The organism is Roseateles sp. GW823-FHT07B05, assembly GCF_058794515.1.
The window spans coordinates 53,153-70,022 of sequence record NZ_JBXAGX010000007.1 but is presented as its reverse complement, the minus strand read 5'-3'; the positions used below and the strand labels follow the sequence as shown (position 1 = coordinate 70,022).

The following is a 16,870-nucleotide window of genomic DNA, read 5'->3' as shown; positions in this document are numbered from 1 at the left end:
TTAGGTTTGCGCGCTCAGAGCTCCGTTCGTAACGCCCACAGCTCCGGGAACAGCACCACGTCCAGCATCTTGCGCAGGTAGCTGACGCCGCCGGTGCCGCCGGTGCCGCGCTTGAAACCGATGACGCGCTCCACCGTCGTCACGTGCCGGAAGCGCCACAGGCGGAACGCGTCTTCCAGGTCCACCAGCTCTTCGCCCATCTGGTACAGGTCCCAGTGCGTCTGCGGGTCGCGGTAGACGGTCAGCCAGGCCTGCTTGACGCCTTCGTCGGCGAAATGCGGCTGCGTCCAGTCGCGGTCCAGGTTCGCGGCCGGCACGGCGATGCCGCGGCGGGCCAGCAGCTTCAGCACCTCGTCGTACAGCGACGGTGCGTCGTAGGCCGCCTGCACCTGCGCCAGCAGGTCGGGCCGGTGCTCGTGGGGCTTGAGCATCGCGGCGTTCTTGTTGCCCAGCATGAACTCGATGCGCCGGTACTGCGCGCTCTGGAAGCCGCTGCTCTTGGCAAGGTAGGGCCGCACGGCGGAGTACTCGGGCGGCGTCATCGTGGCCAGCACGTCCCAGGCGTGCACCAGCTGCTCCATGATGCGCGACACGCGGGCCAGCATCTTGAAGGCCTCGTGCAGTCGGTCGGCGGCGACGTTTGCGACGGCCGCGTGCAGCTCGTGCAGCATCAGCTTCATCCACAGCTCCGAGGTCTGGTGCTGCACGATGAAGAGCATCTCGTTGTGGTCGGGCGAGAGCGGCTTCTGCGCGGTCAGGATGGCGTCGAGCTGCAGGTAGTCGCCATAGCTCATGTCGCGCGAGAAATCGAGCTGCGCGCCGTGGTGTTCGATGGTCTGTGTCACGGTCAGGTCACCTTGGAGCGGCTGGTGAACTGAGGCGCGTTCCACGAGCCGCTCTCGACGATGCCGGCCAGCACGTCGACGGCATGCGCCACGTCGGCAAAGCCGTTGTACAGCGGTGCGAAGCCGAAGCGCAGCAGCTCCGGCGTGCCGGCGCGGAAGTCGCCGATGACGCCTTGCGCGATCAGCGCCTGCATGACCGCGTAGCCGTCCACGCCCTTGGCCAGCGAGAACGACACCTGCGAGCCGCGCAGCGCCGAGTCGCGCGGCGTGGCGATGACGGCGCCGGGCACGCGGGCCTCCACGCTGTCGATGAAGGCCTCGGTCAGCGCCAGCGACTTGGCGCGCAGCGCCTTCATGCCGCCCAGCTTCTGCGCGGCGTCGAACACGTCCAGCGCCGTGTCCAGCCCGGTCATGGACAGCAGCGGCGGCGTGCCGCACTGGTATTGCTGGATGCCCGGCGCGGGCAGGTATTCGCTGTCGAAGTCGAACGGGTGGGCATGGCCCAGCCAGCCGGTCAGCGGCTGCCACACCTGGCCCTCGTGGCGCGGGTGCATCCACACGAAGGCCGGCGCGCCGGGGCCGCCGTTGAGGTACTTGTAGCCGCAGCCGATGGCGAAGTCCGCCGCGCAGCCCAGCAGGTCGATGGGCACGGCGCCGGCGCTGTGCGCCAGGTCCCACACGGCCAGCGCGCCGGCCTGGTGGGCCCAGCGCGTCAGCAGGCCCATGTCGTGCATGCGGCCGGTGCGGTAGTTCACGTGCGTCAGCATCAGCACGGCGCAGCGCTCGTCCAGCAGGCCGGCGATGTCCTCGGGCGACTCGGCCAGCACCAGCTCGCCGCCGTGGGCGCGGGCCACGCTCTGGGCGATGTAGTTGTCGGTCGGGAAGTTGCTGCGCTCGCTGACGATGACGCGGCGCTGGCCCTGCTGCAGCTGCAGCGCGGCGTGCAGCACCTTGTAGAGGTTGACGGACGTGGAGTCAGCCACCAGCACCTCGCCGGGCCGTGCGCCCAGCCACGGCGCCAGCCGGTCGCCCAGGCGGCGCGGCAGGTCGATCCAGCCGGCGGTGTTCCAGCTCTTGATGAGGCCCTGGCCCCATTCCTGTTCGACGGCGCGCTGGATGCGCTCGGGCGTGGCCTTCGGGCACGCGCCGAGGGAGTTGCCGTCCAGGTAGGTGATGCCCGGCGGCAGCGTGAACAGCTCGCGCAGCGAGCGCAGGGGGTCGGCGGCGTCGAGCCGCTTGGCGTCTTCGAGATTCATGGCAGTTCCCTCAGGATGGCGCGCACGGGGCTGGCACAGGCGCCTTGGAGTTTGAGTGGCAGGGCGATCAATTCATAGTCCCCGGCGGGCACGTCGTCCAGCACGAGGTTCTCCAGCACGCGCAGGTCCAGCCGGCGCAGCTGCTGGTGGCTGTCCAGCGACTTGGAGTCGGCCGGGTCCACGCTGGGGGTGTCGATGCCGATGAGCTTCACGCCACGCGCGGCCAGCCAGTCGACGGCCTCGGGCGCGTAGGCGGTGAAGGCCGGGTTCCAGGTGGTGTCGGCGCGCTCGCAGACGCGCACCAGCACGCGCGGCGGCAGTGCCTCTTCGGCGTGGCGCAGGTGGTCGACGGTGATCAACGGCGCCGCGCCGATGGCGTGGATGACGCGGCAGCGGCCCAGGTAGGTGTCCAGCGGCACGTCGGCGATGGCCGGCGCGTCGTTCGCGTAGTGCAGCGGCGCATCGGCGTGCGCGCCCACGTGCGGCGACATCGTGATCGCGCTGAGGTTGACCGGGCAGCCCGGGGAGAGCTGCGCCGTCCAGCGCAGGTTGTAGGGTTCGTCGCCCGGGAAGATGGGCGCATCGGGCGAAACGGTGGGAGAGATGTCCCAGAGGCGAGGGGAGCTTGGCATGGCGGGCGGCACCTTAGCGTTGCCGGGCGGGTCGTGGTGTCGGTTTATTCCAACTCTGCACCCACCGGCCGCCGCCGTCCAATCCCGCGCGGGCGGGTCAGCGCCTGAACTTGCCCGTCTCGTCGAGGATGGCCAGGTCCACGTACTGCAGCCCGCTGTGGTCGGACGGGCTGTAGCCCAGCTCCAGGCCGCCCAGGTCGTACTGCTTCATGCCGTCCAGCGCGTCGCGCAACGCCTGCCGGCTCACCTTGGGGCCGGCGCGCTTGAGGCCTTCCACCAGCACCTTGGCCGAGGCGTAGCCCTCGATCATGCTGGGCGTCAGCTCCAGCCGCGCCTTGCGGGCACTGTCCTGCGCGTCCTTGATGATGGCCTTGGCGATGGAGCGCTCGGGCGGGAACACCTGGCTGACGACGACGCCGTGCGCCACCTTGCCCAAGGCCTGGATGAAGCCGGCCGACGCGTTGTTGGACAGCGTCACCAGCTGCGCCGTGGAGCCACCCGCGCGCATGGCCTTCATGCCCTGCGACACCGCCTCGCCCGTGCCGACGAACAGCACCGCCTGCGGCGACGCAGCGAGCAAGCGGCTCACGACGGGCGCCATGTCGGGCTTGTCGCGCGCGTACTTTTCATGCGCGACGGGCTTCTGCTTCGCCTTGGCCAGGCCCGCCAGCGCGCCGGTCATGGCGTCGTCGCCGAAGGAGTCGTCCACCTGCACCAGGGCGACGCGTGTCACGCCCAGCGAGCCCAGGTGCTCGATGACGCGCTCGGCCTCGCGCTGATAGGAGGCGCGCACGTTGAACAGCCAGGGGTTCACGGGCTTGTGCAGCACCATCGCGCCGGTGGACGGCGCCACCAGCGGGATCCTGTGCTCGGCCAGCAGTGGCATGACCGCCTGCGTGTGCGGCGTGCCGCGCGTCAGGAAGAGGGCGATGGCGCCCTTGTCGATCAGCGCCTTGGCATTGGCCGCCGCGAGCTTGGGGTCGAACTTGTCGTCCAGCGACAGCAGGTTGAGCTTCTGGCCGTGCACGCCGCCCGCGGCGTTGACGGCGTCGAAGTACAGCTGCGCGCCCTGCGTCACCTCCTTCACGCTGCCCGCCGCCGGCCCGGTGATGCCGGCGGTCTGCCCGATCAGCAGGTCCGCCCGGGCGGTGGTCATCAACCCGGCGGCCATCACGGCGATCGTGATCCAGCGGTGGGCGGTGTGCGGCGCAAAAGCCATGGTGTCTTCCTTGTTCTTGTGAGTGCAGCGTCAGCGGCGGAACTTGCCGGACTGGTCGATGATGGCCAGGTCCACGTAGTCCATGCCGCTGTGGTCATTGGGGCCGTAGCCCACCTCGATGCCGCCCAGGTCCAGGCGGCCCATGCCTTCCAGCGCCTTGCGCAGCGTCTCCCGCGTGGGCTTGGGGCCGGCGCGCTTGATGCCTTCCACCAGCACCTTGGCGGCGACGAAGCCTTCCACCATGCTGGGCGTCAGCTCGGTGTTCGCCTTGCGGGCGGCTTCCAGCGCCTCCTTGATGATGGGCTTGGCGATGGAGCGCTCATACGGGAAGACCTGGCTGACGATGACGCCGTGGCCGGCGTCGCCCAGGTCCTTGATGAAGCCGGCCGACGCGTTGTTGGACAGCGTCACCATCTGCGCCGACGAGCCGGCCGCGCGCAGCGCCTTCATGCCGTCCACGACGGCCGAGCCCGAGCCGATGAACACCACCGCCTGCGGCTGCGCCGCCACCACCTTGGCCACCACGGGGGCCAGTTCGGGCTTGGCGCGGTCGAACTTCTCGTGCGCCACCGGCTGCTTGTTGGTCTTGGCCAGGCCCGCGAGCGCGCCCAGCACGGCATCCTCGCCGAAGCTGTCGTTGACCTGCACGATGGCGATGCGGTTGATGCCGATGAGGCTCAGGTGCTCGATGGCACGCTCGGCCTCGCGCTGGTAGGTGGCGCGCACGTTGAACAGCCACGGGTTGACGGGCTTGTGCAGCGCCATCGCGCCGGTGGACGGCGCCACCAGCGGGATCCTGTGCTCGGCGAGCAACGGCATGATGGCCTGCGTGTGGGGTGTGCCGCGGTTCAGGAACAGCGCGATGACGCCCTGGTCGATCAGCGCCTTGGCGTTGGCCGCCGCGAGCTTGGGGTCGAACTTGTCGTCCAGCGACACCAGCGTGATCTTCTGTCCGCCGACGCCGCCATCGGCGTTGACCGTGTCGAAGTACAGCCGCGCGCCCTGCGTGACCTCCTTGACGCTGGTCGCGACGGTGCCGGTGTGGCCGGCCGTCTGGCCGACGGTGATCTGCGCCTGGGCGGCGCCGAGGCTGGTGGCCATCAGGGCGGCGGCCAGCAGCCGGCGGGTGAATTGCCATCGAGGGGTCATGACTGTCTCCAGGCCGGTGCGACGGGCGCACTCGGCGATTCTCGGGGTGATTGTTGTGGGGCGAGGCGGCTGAGCGGCTCGCGGCGCGCCGAGATCATGACGGTAGCGGCTTGCCGCGCCGCCCGGGTGATGTCCCTCAAAATTGCTGCGCAAACCCCGGGGCTCCGTGAAAACCGTCGTCTATCAATCATTTCGTAACAAGGACGTTCCGGCCTGGATCACCGCCTGCATGGCCAGCGTGAAGGCCTGGGCGCAGGCGCAGGGCTTCGAATACCGCTTCTACGACGACGCCTTCCTGGCCCGCGCGCCGGACTGGTTTCGCCAGAAGTGCGCCGGGCAGATCTGCCCCGTGACGGACCTGGCGCGGCTGGTGGTGGCCAAGGAGCTGCTGGCCGAAGGCTGGCAGCGCACCGTCTGGGTGGACGCCGACCTGCTGGTGTTCGACCCCGGCGCGCTGCAGATCAGCGCGCAGAGCGGCTTCGCGCTATGCCTGGAGCTGTGGCTGTACGCCGACGCGTCAGGGGCGCGCCGCGTCAGCCAGCGGGTCAACAACTCGGTGGCGGTGTTCTGCGCCGGCAGCCTGCACCTGGACTTCTTCATCGACGCCTGCGTGCGCATCGCCCGCCAGCGCGAGCAGATCGGCAAGCTGGACGTCGGCACCGCCTTCCTGTCGCCGCTGCGCCAGATCCTGCCGTTCCCGCTGATCACCGAGGTGGGCATGCTGAGCCCGGCCTTCATGGCCGAGATCGCGGCAGGCCAGCCGGCCGGCGTGGCCGACTACATGCGCGCACTGCCCGGCCCGCTGGCCGCCGTCAACCTGTGCGGCTCGCTGCAGGGCCAGCCGGTGCACGGCGTGGTGGCCGACGACGCGCTGTACGAGGCGGTCATCGCGAGGCTGCTCGCCACGCGGGGCGGGGCGCTGAACGGGCTCAGGGGCTGAACGGCGGCGGCCAGGCGGGCGCGCTGGCCAGGAAACGCTCGCGCAGCGGGCCGGCCGCATCGCGTCGCCAGGCGGCGAACACGGCCGACGGCTCGAAGGCCTCTGCCAGCGGCCGGAACACGGCGCCCTGGATGCCCGAGCGCTGGAACGCCGCCGGCACGATGGACACGCCCAGCCCCTGCGCCACCAGCGACACGACGGACAACCAGTGCCGCCCCTCGTGCTGCAGCCGCGGGTAGAAACCGTGCCGCCGGCAGATCTCGACGATGCGGGCGTGGTAGTCCGGCGAACCCTTGCGCGAGAACAGGATGAAGGGCTGGTCGCTCAGCGCTGCGAGAGGAATGCTCGCCCGTGCTGCCAGCGGGTGCTGCGCGGGCAGGCAGGCGACGAAGGGCTCGCTGTACAGCGGCGCGGCCGCCAGCGCCGGCGGCAGCCGGTCCGTGTGCACCAGCCCCAGGTCCAGCTCCTCGGCCAGCAGCGCGTCGATCTGGTCCTGCGAGTTCAGCTCGACGACCACCACCTCCACCTTCGCATGGCTGGCCTGGAAGGCCTGCAGCCACGCCGACAGGCCGTTGAACAGCGTCGACCCGACAAAGCCCAACCGCAGCCGCCCCACCTCGCCGGCCTGCACGTCGCGGGCCAGCGCGCAGGCGTCCTCGGCGCGCTCCAGCAGCGCCTGCGCGCCGGTGCGGAACGCGGCGCCCGCCGGCGTCAGCCGCACGCCCTTGCTGTCGCGGTCGAACAGCCGCGCGCCGACGCTGGCCTCCAGTTGCTGGATGGCGACCGACAGCGGCGGCTGCGAGATCGCCAGCCGCTGGGCCGCGCGGCCGTAATGCAGCTCCTCGGCCAGCGCCAGGAAATAGCGCAGGTGGCGGAACTCGAGGGAACGTGGGGTATCGATAGGCATGGCGAATCGTCGGAGTCGATGATTGAATTGGACACGAATCGGCTGGCGGGGGAATACTCGGCGCCATACGCGCCCGGCGGCGAGCCGGGTGCCTCACGATGACGGCGCCTGACCGGCGCACACCGAACACCGAGGAGACCGCCATGGCCCACAAGGCAAGCTTTCACTGGGACGACCCGCTGCTGCTGAACGAGCAGCTGACCGACGACGAGCGCATGGTGCGCGACGCGGCCGCCGCCTACTGCACCGACCGCCTGCGCCCGCGCGTGCTGGACGCGTTCCGCAAGGAGCAGACCGACGCCGGCATCTTCCGCGAGATGGGCGAGCTGGGCCTGCTGGGCCCCACGATCCCGGCTGAGTACGGCGGCGCCGGTCTGAACTACGTGTGCTATGGCCTCATCGCCCGCGAGGTGGAGCGCGTGGACTCCGGCTACCGCTCGATGATGAGCGTGCAGTCGTCGCTGGTCATGGTGCCCATCCACGAGTTCGGCAACGAGGCGACGAAACGCAAGTACCTGCCCAAGCTGGCGACCGGCGAATGGATTGGCTGCTTCGGCCTGACCGAGCCCAACCATGGCTCCGACCCTGGTTCCATGGTCACGCGCGCCCGCAAGGTGGACGGCGGCTACGAGCTGACCGGCAGCAAGATGTGGATCACCAACAGCCCCATCGCCGACGTGTTCGTCGTGTGGGCCAAGGATGACGGCGGGCAGATCCGCGGCTTCGTGCTGGAGAAGGGCTGGCAGGGCCTGAGCGCCCCGGCCATCCACGGCAAGGTGGGGCTGCGCGCGTCCATCACCGGCGAGATCGTCATGGACAAGGTGTTCTGCCCCGAGGAGAACGCCTTCCCTGACGTGCGCGGCCTCAAGGGCCCGTTCACCTGCCTGAACAGCGCCCGCTACGGCATCGCCTGGGGCGCCCTGGGCGCCGCCGAGGACTGCTGGCACACCGCGCGCCAGTACACGCTGGACCGCCAGCAGTTCGGCAAGCCGCTGGCCGCCAACCAGCTCATCCAGAAGAAGCTGGCCGACATGCAGACCGAGATCACGCTGGGCCTGCAGGGCTGCCTGCGGCTGGGCCGCATGAAGGACGAGGGCACGGCGGCCGTGGAGATCACGTCCATCATGAAGCGCAACTCCTGCGGCAAGAGCCTGGACATCGCCCGCACCGCACGCGACATGCTGGGCGGCAACGGCATCAGCGACGAGTTCGGCATCGCCCGCCACCTCGTCAACCTGGAGGTCGTGAACACCTACGAGGGCACGCACGACATCCATGCGCTGATCCTGGGCCGCGCGATGACGGGCATCGCCGCGTTCTGATGACTTGAGTCACCGGGCCGGGTGGGGCGCATGCTGCGGCGTCCCATCCAGGAGATCGCCATGACCACCCGTCGCCATGCCCTGCTGGCCGCCACGGCCTTGCCCGCTGCGGCCGGCGCTGCCCCCGCCCAGTCCTGGCCGTCCGCCGAAGAGATCGCCCGGCGCGTCGCCGAGGTCACGGCCACCGAGCAGGCATTCGCCAAAACGATGGCCGACCGCGATCTGGCGGCGTTCCGGCGCTTCCTCGCGGCCGACACGATCTGGCTCAACGGCCGGCAACCGCTGAACGGGCCGGACGCCGTCGTGGCCGCGTGGGCCCGCTTCTTCGACGGCCCCGCGGCGCCGTTCTCCTGGGTGCCCGACCTCGTCGTCGTGCTGCCCAGCGGCGACCTGGCGCAGAGCAGCGGGCCGGTGAGCAACCCGGCCGGCGTCGTCACGGCGCGCTTCCAGTCGGTGTGGCGGCGCAAGGCCGGCGGCGGCTGGGAGATCGTCTTCGACCAGGGCGCGGAAGTCTGCCGCTAACATGCCGCCAGCCGGCACAGCGGCGCTACTGACTGCCTCATGATCAAGCTCACCGCCGAACATCTGCAGCGTCTCGTCGCCGGCTCCGACAGCATGCTGGAACTGGCCATCGCCAACCTCGTGCGCGAGGAGCATGGCTACGTCGTCGACGGCCTGCCTGGCGACATGCTGCAGGACCTCGTGCGGCGCGGCATGACGACCGCGCGCGGCTACGGGCTGCAGACGCCCCAGCAGCTGGCCACCTTCGTGCTGCTGCAGTTCGAGGTGGGGCCGGAGTTCCACCGCCATGCGGCCATCCAGGCCGTGCTGCAGGACGCCCGCCCGACGCCGCAGGAAAAGCTGGACACCCTCCTGAACGCGCTGCCCGCCTCGGTCTGGGCCGAATGCGAGGCTGCGCTGGACCGCCAGACCTGGTACCCCGAGCGGCGCGACGCCGCGGCGCAGGAGGGCTGAGCATGGGGGCCAGCCTGCGCGACCCCGAGGTCGCCAAGAAGCTCGACGGCCTCAAGGCCGACACCGACGCCGCCGCCCGCGAGTTGAAGCTGGACATGGCGCAGGCCGCCATCGACGCCGCCGGCCTGGTGGACCCGACACCCATCAGCGATGCCTGCGGCGCGGTGTTCAGCGCGGCGCGCGGCGACTGGTTTGGCGCCGGCATGTCGCTGGTGTCCATGATTCCCTACGCCGGCGACGCGCTGGGCAAGACGGCCAAGGGCGCCAAGCTGGCGGCCAAGGTCGTCAAGCTGAAGGAGCGCATCGCCGACAACGTCGTGCGCGGCCGCCAGATCGTGGCCAATGCGCTGAAGAAGGACGCCGCCGCCATCCGCGCCCGCCGCGCGGCGCAGAAGGCCGAGAAGATCGAAGAGGGCGTCGTGCAGGGTTGCAAGGTGGGCGGCAACCGCTTCGGCACGCAGAGCCCGAAGGAGGGCTGGGTCAAGGGCGAGCGCGGGCATGGCGAGTGGGACCCGGCGAAGTCCGGCCTGAGCAAGGACAAGGTCGAGGACATCGAAAGCGTGACGGGCGGCAAGCCCATCCAGTGGAAGGACGGCAACCCCGACTTCTCCGACTACACGATGAAGACCCCCGGCGCCGACGGCAAGATGGTGGATGCGTCGGTCGAGATCAAGCTGGACCCGACCGGCAACCGCAATGCCGACTTCGGCGAGGCCCGCCGTGCCATGGCCGAGAAGCTCGGGCGCGACAACTACCGAGAGCCCGACGGCTGGACCTGGCACCACAAGGAAGACGGCACGACGATGGAGCTGGTGCCATCCGATCTGCACAACAACGTGCCGCACAGCGGCGGCGTGTCCGTCGCCAAAGATCCTTCGTACTGAACATCTGGAGACGCGATGCCCGCAGAGATCCGTGAAGGCAATGGGCCTTTGCCCGAGAGTGACGTCCAGGCCGCCGAGCAGGTGCTGGGGGTGCAGTTCCCGCCGGATTACCGCGCTTTCCTGCTGCGCGTGAATGGCGGCTACCCGGAGCCGGATGGCGTGCGCATCCACTGGGCGCCCGGCCAGGTCTGCGGCGAGGACTGGCGCACGACGGCGATGTCCTGGTTCTACAAGATCACGGACGAGCGCACGGGCAATCTGGTGCGCAGCAACCAGGTGACGTTTGCGGGCCGTCTGCCCTCCGGCACGCTGACCATCGGCAGCGATGCCGGTGGCAACCAGCTGCTGCTGGCCTTCAGCGGCCCGCACACTGGCAAGGTGCTGCTGTGGATCAAGGACCACGAAGCCAGCGACGGCGAGACGCCGGGCTACGACAACGTCGGGATCGTGGCGGACAGCTTCGCGGACTTCATCCAGAACCGGCTGACCGACAAGCCCTGACACCGATGACGGCGACGATCCACGAGGGCAACGGGCCGCTGGCCGAGGCCGACGTGCGGGCCGCCGAGCAGGCGCTAGGGGTCAGGTTCCCTCCTGACTACCGAGAGTTCCTCCTGAGTGTGAACGGCGGCTATCCGGAGCCGGACGGTTTCGATATCCACTGGGCCGCTGGGCAGGCTTGCGGCGAGGACTGGCGGCGCACGTCGATGTCCTGGTTCCATGCGATCACGGACGACGATGTCGGCAACCTGCTGAAGATCAATCGTGTCGACTTCGCCGGTCGACTGCCGCCCGAGACGCTGGCCATCGCCAGCGATGCCGGCGGCAATCAGCTGCTGCTGGCCGTCGGCGGCCCGCATGCCGGCAAGGTGCTGCTGTGGATCAAGGACCACGAAGCCAGCGATGGCGAGACGCCTGGCTACGACAACGTGGGCTTCGTGGCCGACAGCTTCGAGGATTTCATCCAGAACCGGCTGACGCCTCCTGCGTGACGCCCATGGCAGCGACCATTCACAAAGGCAACGGGCCGCTGGACGACGCCGACGTGCGGGCTGCCGAGCAGGCGCTGGGTGTCAGCTTCCCGCCGGACTACCGCGAGTTTCTGCTGCGCGTGAACGGCGGGTTCCCCGACCCTCGCGGTTTCAACGTGGACTGGGCGCCGGAGCAGGTGTGCGGGCAGCACTGGCGACGCACGTCGATGTCCTGGTTCTACGAGATCTCGGACAGCGACGTCTGCAACCTGGTGACCACCAATCGCGTCGACTTTGCCGGCCGTCTGCCGCCCGGCACCTTGGCCATCGCCAGCGATGCCGGCGGCAACCAGTTGCTGCTGGCCCTCGGCGGCCCGCACATCGGCAAGCTGCTGTTGTGGATCAAGGGCCACGAAGCCAGCGACGGCGAGGCACCGGGCTATGACAACGTGGGCTTTGTGGCCGACAGCTTCGCGGACTTCATCGAGCGCCGGCTGACGGAGACGCCGTGAGCTCGACCGGCACCCCGGCCGCGCCGTTGCCGGAGCCCGCCTGGAGCTGGATCGAGCACTGGCCCGCCGAGGTGCAGGCCTGGTCGTTCCGCCAGCGCGGGCTGACGCTGGGCATGGCGCAGGTCCACGCGCTCGGCCGGGCCAATGGTGTGCAGTCGGCCCGCTTCGAGGCATTGCCCGACGGCGATCAGGCGCTGCTGGCCGTGGAGGCCGCGCTGGAAAGGTTGTTCGCCGAGTTCCCCTGTGGCGCCTTCGTGCGGCTGGGCTCGCGCAGCGCCAAGGACACGCCGCTGGGCCTGGCCTCGGGTGGCCACGCACGCACGGGCGCGCAGGCGTTGCGGCTGCTGAGCAGCGGCTCCCGGCGCGTGGCGCATGACCTGGCCTGGGCGCTGCAGCAGCAGCTCACGCCGTGGATCTGGCTGCGCGAATGGCAGGACATCACTTGGGCGGACGAGTGGCGCTGCTTCGTGCGCGGCGGGCGGCTGGTGGGCGTGGCGCAGTACCACGCGGCGCAGGTGCTGCCGCTCGGCCCTGCCGGGCGGGCCCGGGCGGCGCTGCCGGACCTGCGGCACCGGGCCGCGCAGCTGAGCCGCGCGCTGGCCCGGCCCGACTTCGTCTTCGACGCCTGGCTGCGCGACGGGGCACAGGCGCCGCTGCTGATCGAGCTGAACCCCTGGGGACCGTCGACCGAGGCCGGCCTGTTCGAAGGTGCCGCCGGTAGCGAGGCCAGTCTGCGCTGGCGGCCGGCGGCGGGCGAGGTGGCCGTGGAGCCGTTCAGCGCGCCGGCTTGACGAGCTGGATCTCGAACAGCTTGGGCCACAGCTTGCCGGTGACGAACAGGCGTTTGGCCTTGGCGTCGTAGGCGATGCCGTTGAGCACCGCGTCGGGGTGCGGGCGCTGGCCGTCGGGCAGCAGGCCGGTCAGGTCGATCCAGCCGGTCACGCGGCCGGTCTTGGGGTCGATGCGCGCGATGCGGTCGGTCTGCCACACGTTGGCGAGGATCTCGCCCTCCACCCACTCCAGCTCGTTGAGCTGCGTCACCGGCCGGCCGTCGGCCGTCACCTTCACGCGGCGCAGTTCCTTGAAGGTCAGCGGGTCCAGGAAGCGCAGCTCGGCGCTGCCGTCGCTCATGACCAGCTCGCGCTCGTTGTGCGTGATGCCCCAGCCCTCGCCGGGGTAGCTGAACTTGCGCCACAGCTTGAAGGTCTTCAGGTCCAGCACGAAGGCGGTCTGCTCCTGCCAGGTGATGCCGACGAGGCGGTCACCCCACCGCGTGATGCCTTCGCCGAACACGTCGGGCGGCAGCTCCACGCCCTGCAGCACGCGGCCGGTCTCCAGCTCCACCTTGCGGATGCTGGAGCGCCCGCGCAGGCCGGTGCCCTCGAACAGGAAGCCGTCGTGGAAGAACAGGCCTTGCGTGAAGGCGTCGGGGTCGTGCGGGTAGCTGCGCACGACCTTGAAGCCCTGCACGGGCGTGGCGGCCGGTGCGGGCGGGGCTAGGCAGGCGAGGGCGGCGCCGGCCAGCGCGGCGAGCAGCGTGCGCCGCCGCAGGTCAGAGATCAGTTGCATCCCGGCAGCGTAAATCAAGCCGCGGCGCGTAGCTGTCAGCCACCCAGCGCCTTGAACAGCGCCGCCTGACGCACCCACTGCTGCAGCCGCAGCTGGACGGCGTTCTGCTCGGCATCCAGCCGGGCGCTGCGGGCCTGCAGCCAGTCGGCGCGGGCGATGGCGCCGGTGTCGTAGCGCAGCTGCGCCAGGCGCTCGTTCTCGGTGGCCTCGCGCAGCCGGCCGGCGTTGGCAGCCAGCTGCTGCGTCAGCCGCTGGGCCTCGATGCGTTGCGTCTCGATCTCGGCCAGCGCCTTCTGCAGCGTGTCCTGCAGCGACAGCGCGGCGCTGTCGAGCTGGCTGCGGGCGCTGTCGCGCTGCAGGTTCAGGCGCCGCCAGTCGATCAGCGGCACGGCCAGGTTGGCGCCGAGGTTGGCCAGCGGCTGGGCGAACCAGTCGCGCGCCTGCGTGCCACCGGTGCTGAGGCCGGCGTTGAAGCTCAGCCGCGGGTAGCGCTCGGCCTCGCTGACGCGCAGCTGCGCCAGCGCCTGGTCCACGCCCAGCCGGGCACGCTGCACGTCGGGGCGGCGGGCCAGCTGCTCGGCGGGCTCGGCCAGCCGCCAGCGCGGCGGCTCGGCGGCGGGCAGCGTGGCCTCGGGCGCGGGGCCGGGCAGCGGTTCGGCCAGCAGCATCGCCAGGCGCTGGCGTTGCAGCAGCGTGTCGGCGGCCAGGTCGGCGATGCGGTTCTCGGCGGCCTGCACGGTGACGGCGATCTTGTCCAGCTCCACCGGGAGCAGCTTGCCTTCGCGCACGCGCAGCCGGGTCAGCGCCAGCGTCTCGCGGGTCAGCGCGAGCTGGGTCTCGGCCAGCGGCTGCTGCGCGCGCAGCGCGGCCAGCGTCCAGTAGGCCTCGGCCACCTGGCTGCGGATGGACAGCCGGGCAGCCTCGATGTCGGTGCGCGCGGCCTCGGCACTGGCGCGCTGGCCGGCGGTGGTCTGCGCGAGCCGGTCCCACAGGTCCAGCTCGTAGCCCACGCCCAGCGACGCACCGTAGCTGCGGCTCCAGCCGGTGGACGTGGTGACCGGTACCGTGATGCCGCCGCCGACATCGACGTTGCGCGTGCTGTTCTGCGTCTCCACGGGCCGGCTGGCGCTGGTGGACAGGCTGGCGCTGGGCGTCCAGCGCAGCGCGCTCTGCTCGGCCAGCAGCTGTGCCTGCTTCCAGCGCTGCGCGGCGATGGCGAGGTCCAGGTTGGCGGCCAGCGCGCGGTCCTGCAGCGCGGCCAGCGTCGGGTCCAGCAGGCCGGCCCAGTCGGGGGCGGCGTCGCCGGCCGCCAGGCTCCAGGCGGTGGGCATGGCGACGTCCGGCGCCTTGGCCGTGGGGCCCAGTGCGCAGCCGGTGAACAGCAGCGCGGCGGCCAGCGAGATCAGGGTTGTCTTCATCGTCTTCACTCTCTTGCCAGCGCATCGACCGGGCTCAGCGCGGCGGCGCGGCGGGCCGGCAGCGTGCCGAACACCAGGCCCACGCCGCTGGACACCGCGAACGCCACGCCCAGCGCGGCCCAGCTGATGGTCACCTGCAGATGTTGCTGCGCCGCATTCAGGCCTTGCGCGGCCAGCCAGCTCAGCAGCACGCCCACCAGGCCGCCCAGGCAACAGAGGACGACGGCCTCGATGAGGAACTGCAGCCGCACGTCGCCCTGGCGTGCGCCCACGGCCATGCGGATGCCGATCTCGCGGGTGCGCTCCGACACCGACACCAGCATGATGTTCATGACGCCCACGCCACCCACCAGCAGCGAGATGGCCGCCACGCCGGCGAACAGCGCCGCCATCGCGCTGGTCACGCTCTGGAACTTGCGGAACTCCTCCTCGCCGTTCCAGGTGCCGAAGTCCTCGGCGCCGTGCAGCGCCTTGAGGCGGTGGATGATCTGTTCGCGCACCTGCTGCGGCGGCACCGTCAGGTCCAGCAGCACGTCGAAGTTGTCGACGTCGGCGCGGGCGTCGAGCTTGCGCGAGAACGTCGTGTGCGGCAGGTAGAGCTGGCCCAGCCAACTGCCGAAGCTGAACGCGCCGCCCTCGGGCGCCACGACGCCGACCACCGTGAAGGGCAGGGCGGCCACCGGCGGCGGCGAGGCACCGGGCAGCATCGGCTGGCCTTCGGGTGCGCCCAGCGTCGGGTTCACGAACACCAGCTTGCCCAGCGGCGACTCGCCCTTCTTGAACAGCGCGTCACGGGCCTTCTCGTCCAGCACGACGACCTGGCTGCGCGTCTCGAAGTCCATCGCACCGAGGTAGCGGCCCTGCACGAGCTTGAGCTTGCGGGCCTTCAGCGTGTTGGCGTCGCCGCCGATGGCCTCCAGCATCGCGTCGCGCGACTGGTGGCGGGCGGTGAGCTGCATCTGCCGGTTCAGCGTGATGCCCTTGACGCCGGCCAGCGCGCGCAGCGAGTCGATCTCGTGGGGCCGGAACGGCTGCGGCACCGCGCCGGGCGGCAGCGCCGGGTTGCCACGCCAGACCGGGATGCGGCCGGAGATGAGGCTGCTGAGGTCGGTCTCGATGGACGCCCGCGCCGCGGTGGTGAGCGCGACGATGCTGACCACCGACGCGATGCCGATGCTGATGCCCAGCATGGACAGCGCCGTGCGCAGCCGGTTGCCCTTCAGCGCCAGCAGCGCCGTCGCGACGGCCTCGCGCCACTGCACCTGCAGGCGCCGCAGCCGGCCGCCTTCCTTCACCGGCGGCGCGTCGCTGGGCAGCTCGGTGGGCGGCACATGGCCGGCGGGCGTGCCGTTGTCGGCGACGACCTTGCCGTCCTTCAGCTCGATGACGCGGCGCGCATGCGCGGCGACGCTGGGGTCGTGCGTGACCAGGATGATGGTGTGACCACGGCCGTTGAGCTCCTTCAACAGCCGCAGCATCTCGGCGCCGGAGGCCGAGTCCAGCGCGCCGGTGGGCTCGTCGGCCAGGATGATCTGGCCGCCGTTCATCAGCGCCCGCGCGATGGACACGCGTTGCTGCTGGCCGCCCGACAGTTCGTTGGGCTTGTGGTGCAGCCGCTCGCCCAGACCCAGGCGTTCCAGCAGCGCTTCGGCGCGGCTGGTGCGCGGGCCGCTGGCAACGCCCGAGTAGACGGCTGGCAGCGCGGCGTTGGCGCGCGCGTCCAGGTGGGGCAGCAGGTGGTAGCGCTGGAAGATGAAGCCGAAGCGCTCGCGGCGCAGCGCGGCGAGCTGGTCGGGGCCCAGCGTGGAGGCGTCCTTGCCGTCGATGAGGAAGTGGCCGTGCGTGGGGTTGTCCAGGCAGCCCAGCACGTTCATCAGCGTGCTTTTGCCGGAGCCGGACTGGCCCATGATGGCGACGAATTCGCCGGCTTCGATGGCCAGCGACACGCCGTCCAGGGCGGGGACGTCGATCTCGCCGAGCTGGTAGTGGCGGGCGACGTGCTTGAGTTCGATCAGAGGCATGGGGGGGCCTCCGGTACTGTGCGTTGGCGGTGAGCGTCGTGCCGGGATTTCGCCCCGGCGGGCGACCTACTTTCTGGGCCGCCAGAAAGTAGGCAAAGAGCTCCCCCCGACCGCACCGCCCTCGCTTCGCTCGGGTGCCCGAGCAACGCAAGCCCCGAAGCCCCACGCCGAACTCGCGCCGCTACGCTCTGCTCAAACAGTCGTCGTGAGTCAGTGCTTGAGGCGAGCTGCGCTCGCGGGCTTCGGGTCT

Annotated in this window: 18 protein-coding genes; 9 read left to right on the top strand and 9 right to left on the bottom strand. The window is 70.7% G+C overall.

What is annotated here, in order from left to right; genetic code table 11:
• Nucleotides 1-14 precede the first annotated feature (14 nt).
• From kynA to AC1Q7O_RS16350, 5 genes are all read right to left on the bottom strand, one after another.
• Nucleotides 15-845 (bottom strand): tryptophan 2,3-dioxygenase, encoded by an 831-nt coding sequence (gene kynA / locus AC1Q7O_RS16370; protein ID WP_492658742.1) that lies wholly within the window; start codon nucleotides 843-845, stop codon nucleotides 15-17.
• Between the two features lie 2 nt (nucleotides 846-847).
• Nucleotides 848-2,101 (bottom strand): kynureninase, encoded by a 1,254-nt coding sequence (gene kynU / locus AC1Q7O_RS16365; RefSeq protein WP_492658743.1) that lies wholly within the window; start codon nucleotides 2,099-2,101, stop codon nucleotides 848-850.
• The gene (gene kynB, locus AC1Q7O_RS16360) at nucleotides 2,098-2,733 is read right to left on the bottom strand and encodes an arylformamidase (protein WP_492658744.1); all 636 of its coding nucleotides are present in this window, start codon (nucleotides 2,731-2,733) and stop codon (nucleotides 2,098-2,100) included. The genes kynU and kynB overlap by 4 nt, the downstream gene beginning before the upstream one ends.
• A 97-nt stretch (nucleotides 2,734-2,830) precedes the next feature.
• Nucleotides 2,831-3,952, bottom strand: a complete 1,122-nt coding sequence (locus AC1Q7O_RS16355) for an ABC transporter substrate-binding protein (RefSeq protein WP_492658745.1) — start codon at nucleotides 3,950-3,952, stop codon at nucleotides 2,831-2,833.
• Between the two features lie 30 nt (nucleotides 3,953-3,982).
• Nucleotides 3,983-5,101 carry an ABC transporter substrate-binding protein gene (locus tag AC1Q7O_RS16350; RefSeq protein WP_492658746.1) on the bottom strand — a complete coding sequence of 373 codons (1,119 nt, stop codon included), beginning with the start codon at nucleotides 5,099-5,101 and terminating at the stop codon, nucleotides 3,983-3,985.
• 229 nt (nucleotides 5,102-5,330) lie between these two features.
• Here AC1Q7O_RS16350 and AC1Q7O_RS16345 point away from each other — a divergent pair, with 229 nt between their 5' ends.
• Nucleotides 5,331-6,041, top strand: coding sequence for a hypothetical protein (locus AC1Q7O_RS16345; protein WP_492662727.1), 711 nt, complete (start codon nucleotides 5,331-5,333; stop codon nucleotides 6,039-6,041).
• On the opposite strand, the gene AC1Q7O_RS16340 is transcribed toward AC1Q7O_RS16345, so the two are convergent.
• Entirely contained in the window at nucleotides 6,031-6,948 is a 918-nt protein-coding gene (locus AC1Q7O_RS16340) for a LysR family transcriptional regulator (RefSeq protein ID WP_492658748.1), read from the bottom strand. The two genes, AC1Q7O_RS16345 and AC1Q7O_RS16340, sit on opposite strands and share 11 nt — an antisense overlap.
• A 143-nt stretch (nucleotides 6,949-7,091) precedes the next feature.
• Between AC1Q7O_RS16340 and AC1Q7O_RS16335 the strand changes: the two genes are divergently transcribed.
• From AC1Q7O_RS16335 to AC1Q7O_RS16300, 8 genes are read left to right on the top strand one after another with little or no spacing between them, the layout of a single operon-like run.
• Nucleotides 7,092-8,270, top strand: coding sequence for an acyl-CoA dehydrogenase (locus AC1Q7O_RS16335; RefSeq protein ID WP_492658749.1), 1,179 nt, complete (start codon nucleotides 7,092-7,094; stop codon nucleotides 8,268-8,270).
• 60 nt (nucleotides 8,271-8,330) lie between these two features.
• Entirely contained in the window at nucleotides 8,331-8,792 is a 462-nt protein-coding gene (locus AC1Q7O_RS16330; RefSeq protein ID WP_492658750.1) for a YybH family protein, read from the top strand.
• 39 nt (nucleotides 8,793-8,831) lie between these two features.
• A complete protein-coding gene (locus tag AC1Q7O_RS16325) occupies nucleotides 8,832-9,245 on the top strand; it encodes a hypothetical protein (RefSeq protein ID WP_492658751.1) in 414 nt (137 codons plus the stop codon).
• 2 nt (nucleotides 9,246-9,247) lie between these two features.
• Nucleotides 9,248-10,129 carry an HNH endonuclease gene (locus tag AC1Q7O_RS16320; RefSeq protein ID WP_492658752.1) on the top strand — a complete coding sequence of 294 codons (882 nt, stop codon included), beginning with the start codon at nucleotides 9,248-9,250 and terminating at the stop codon, nucleotides 10,127-10,129.
• 15 nt (nucleotides 10,130-10,144) lie between these two features.
• Nucleotides 10,145-10,630, top strand: a complete 486-nt coding sequence (locus tag AC1Q7O_RS16315; protein ID WP_492658753.1) for an SMI1/KNR4 family protein — start codon at nucleotides 10,145-10,147, stop codon at nucleotides 10,628-10,630.
• Nucleotides 10,631-10,635: 5 nt separating this feature from the next.
• Complete coding sequence (locus AC1Q7O_RS16310) at nucleotides 10,636-11,121, top strand: SMI1/KNR4 family protein (protein ID WP_492658754.1); 486 nt, start codon at nucleotides 10,636-10,638, stop codon at nucleotides 11,119-11,121.
• A gap of 5 nt (nucleotides 11,122-11,126) precedes the next feature.
• Nucleotides 11,127-11,612 carry an SMI1/KNR4 family protein gene (locus AC1Q7O_RS16305; protein ID WP_492658755.1) on the top strand — a complete coding sequence of 162 codons (486 nt, stop codon included), beginning with the start codon at nucleotides 11,127-11,129 and terminating at the stop codon, nucleotides 11,610-11,612.
• The gene (locus AC1Q7O_RS16300; protein ID WP_492658756.1) at nucleotides 11,609-12,403 is read left to right on the top strand and encodes an ATP-grasp domain-containing protein; all 795 of its coding nucleotides are present in this window, start codon (nucleotides 11,609-11,611) and stop codon (nucleotides 12,401-12,403) included. The genes AC1Q7O_RS16305 and AC1Q7O_RS16300 overlap by 4 nt, the downstream gene beginning before the upstream one ends.
• On the opposite strand, the gene AC1Q7O_RS16295 is transcribed toward AC1Q7O_RS16300, so the two are convergent.
• From AC1Q7O_RS16295 to AC1Q7O_RS16285, 3 genes are read right to left on the bottom strand one after another with little or no spacing between them, the layout of a single operon-like run.
• Nucleotides 12,387-13,181 carry a glutaminyl-peptide cyclotransferase gene (locus AC1Q7O_RS16295; RefSeq protein ID WP_492658757.1) on the bottom strand — a complete coding sequence of 265 codons (795 nt, stop codon included), beginning with the start codon at nucleotides 13,179-13,181 and terminating at the stop codon, nucleotides 12,387-12,389. The two genes, AC1Q7O_RS16300 and AC1Q7O_RS16295, sit on opposite strands and share 17 nt — an antisense overlap.
• A gap of 35 nt (nucleotides 13,182-13,216) precedes the next feature.
• Nucleotides 13,217-14,599, bottom strand: coding sequence for a TolC family protein (locus AC1Q7O_RS16290; protein WP_492658758.1), 1,383 nt, complete (start codon nucleotides 14,597-14,599; stop codon nucleotides 13,217-13,219).
• Nucleotides 14,600-14,604: 5 nt separating this feature from the next.
• Entirely contained in the window at nucleotides 14,605-16,620 is a 2,016-nt protein-coding gene (locus AC1Q7O_RS16285) for an ATP-binding cassette domain-containing protein (RefSeq protein ID WP_492658759.1), read from the bottom strand.
• Between the last annotated feature and the right edge of the window lie 250 nt (nucleotides 16,621-16,870).

What these genes read in the sequence shown, in the direction of transcription:
- kynU (WP_492658743.1), bottom strand. Translation starts at nt 2,101, where the DNA reads ATGAATCTCGAAGACGCCAAGCGGCTCGACGCCGCCGACCCCCTGCGC.
- kynB (WP_492658744.1), bottom strand. Translation starts at nt 2,733, where the DNA reads ATGCCAAGCTCCCCTCGCCTCTGGGACATCTCTCCCACCGTTTCGCCC.
- AC1Q7O_RS16355 (WP_492658745.1), bottom strand. Translation starts at nt 3,952, where the DNA reads ATGGCTTTTGCGCCGCACACCGCCCACCGCTGGATCACGATCGCCGTG.
- AC1Q7O_RS16350 (WP_492658746.1), bottom strand. Translation starts at nt 5,101, where the DNA reads ATGACCCCTCGATGGCAATTCACCCGCCGGCTGCTGGCCGCCGCCCTG.
- AC1Q7O_RS16345 (WP_492662727.1), top strand. Translation starts at nt 5,331, where the DNA reads ATGGCCAGCGTGAAGGCCTGGGCGCAGGCGCAGGGCTTCGAATACCGC.
- AC1Q7O_RS16340 (WP_492658748.1), bottom strand. Translation starts at nt 6,948, where the DNA reads ATGCCTATCGATACCCCACGTTCCCTCGAGTTCCGCCACCTGCGCTAT.
- AC1Q7O_RS16335 (WP_492658749.1), top strand. Translation starts at nt 7,092, where the DNA reads ATGGCCCACAAGGCAAGCTTTCACTGGGACGACCCGCTGCTGCTGAAC.
- AC1Q7O_RS16330 (WP_492658750.1), top strand. Translation starts at nt 8,331, where the DNA reads ATGACCACCCGTCGCCATGCCCTGCTGGCCGCCACGGCCTTGCCCGCT.
- AC1Q7O_RS16325 (WP_492658751.1), top strand. Translation starts at nt 8,832, where the DNA reads ATGATCAAGCTCACCGCCGAACATCTGCAGCGTCTCGTCGCCGGCTCC.
- AC1Q7O_RS16320 (WP_492658752.1), top strand. Translation starts at nt 9,248, where the DNA reads ATGGGGGCCAGCCTGCGCGACCCCGAGGTCGCCAAGAAGCTCGACGGC.
- AC1Q7O_RS16315 (WP_492658753.1), top strand. Translation starts at nt 10,145, where the DNA reads ATGCCCGCAGAGATCCGTGAAGGCAATGGGCCTTTGCCCGAGAGTGAC.
- AC1Q7O_RS16310 (WP_492658754.1), top strand. Translation starts at nt 10,636, where the DNA reads ATGACGGCGACGATCCACGAGGGCAACGGGCCGCTGGCCGAGGCCGAC.
- AC1Q7O_RS16305 (WP_492658755.1), top strand. Translation starts at nt 11,127, where the DNA reads ATGGCAGCGACCATTCACAAAGGCAACGGGCCGCTGGACGACGCCGAC.
- AC1Q7O_RS16295 (WP_492658757.1), bottom strand. Translation starts at nt 13,181, where the DNA reads ATGCAACTGATCTCTGACCTGCGGCGGCGCACGCTGCTCGCCGCGCTG.
- AC1Q7O_RS16290 (WP_492658758.1), bottom strand. Translation starts at nt 14,599, where the DNA reads ATGAAGACAACCCTGATCTCGCTGGCCGCCGCGCTGCTGTTCACCGGC.
- AC1Q7O_RS16285 (WP_492658759.1), bottom strand. Translation starts at nt 16,620, where the DNA reads ATGCCTCTGATCGAACTCAAGCACGTCGCCCGCCACTACCAGCTCGGC.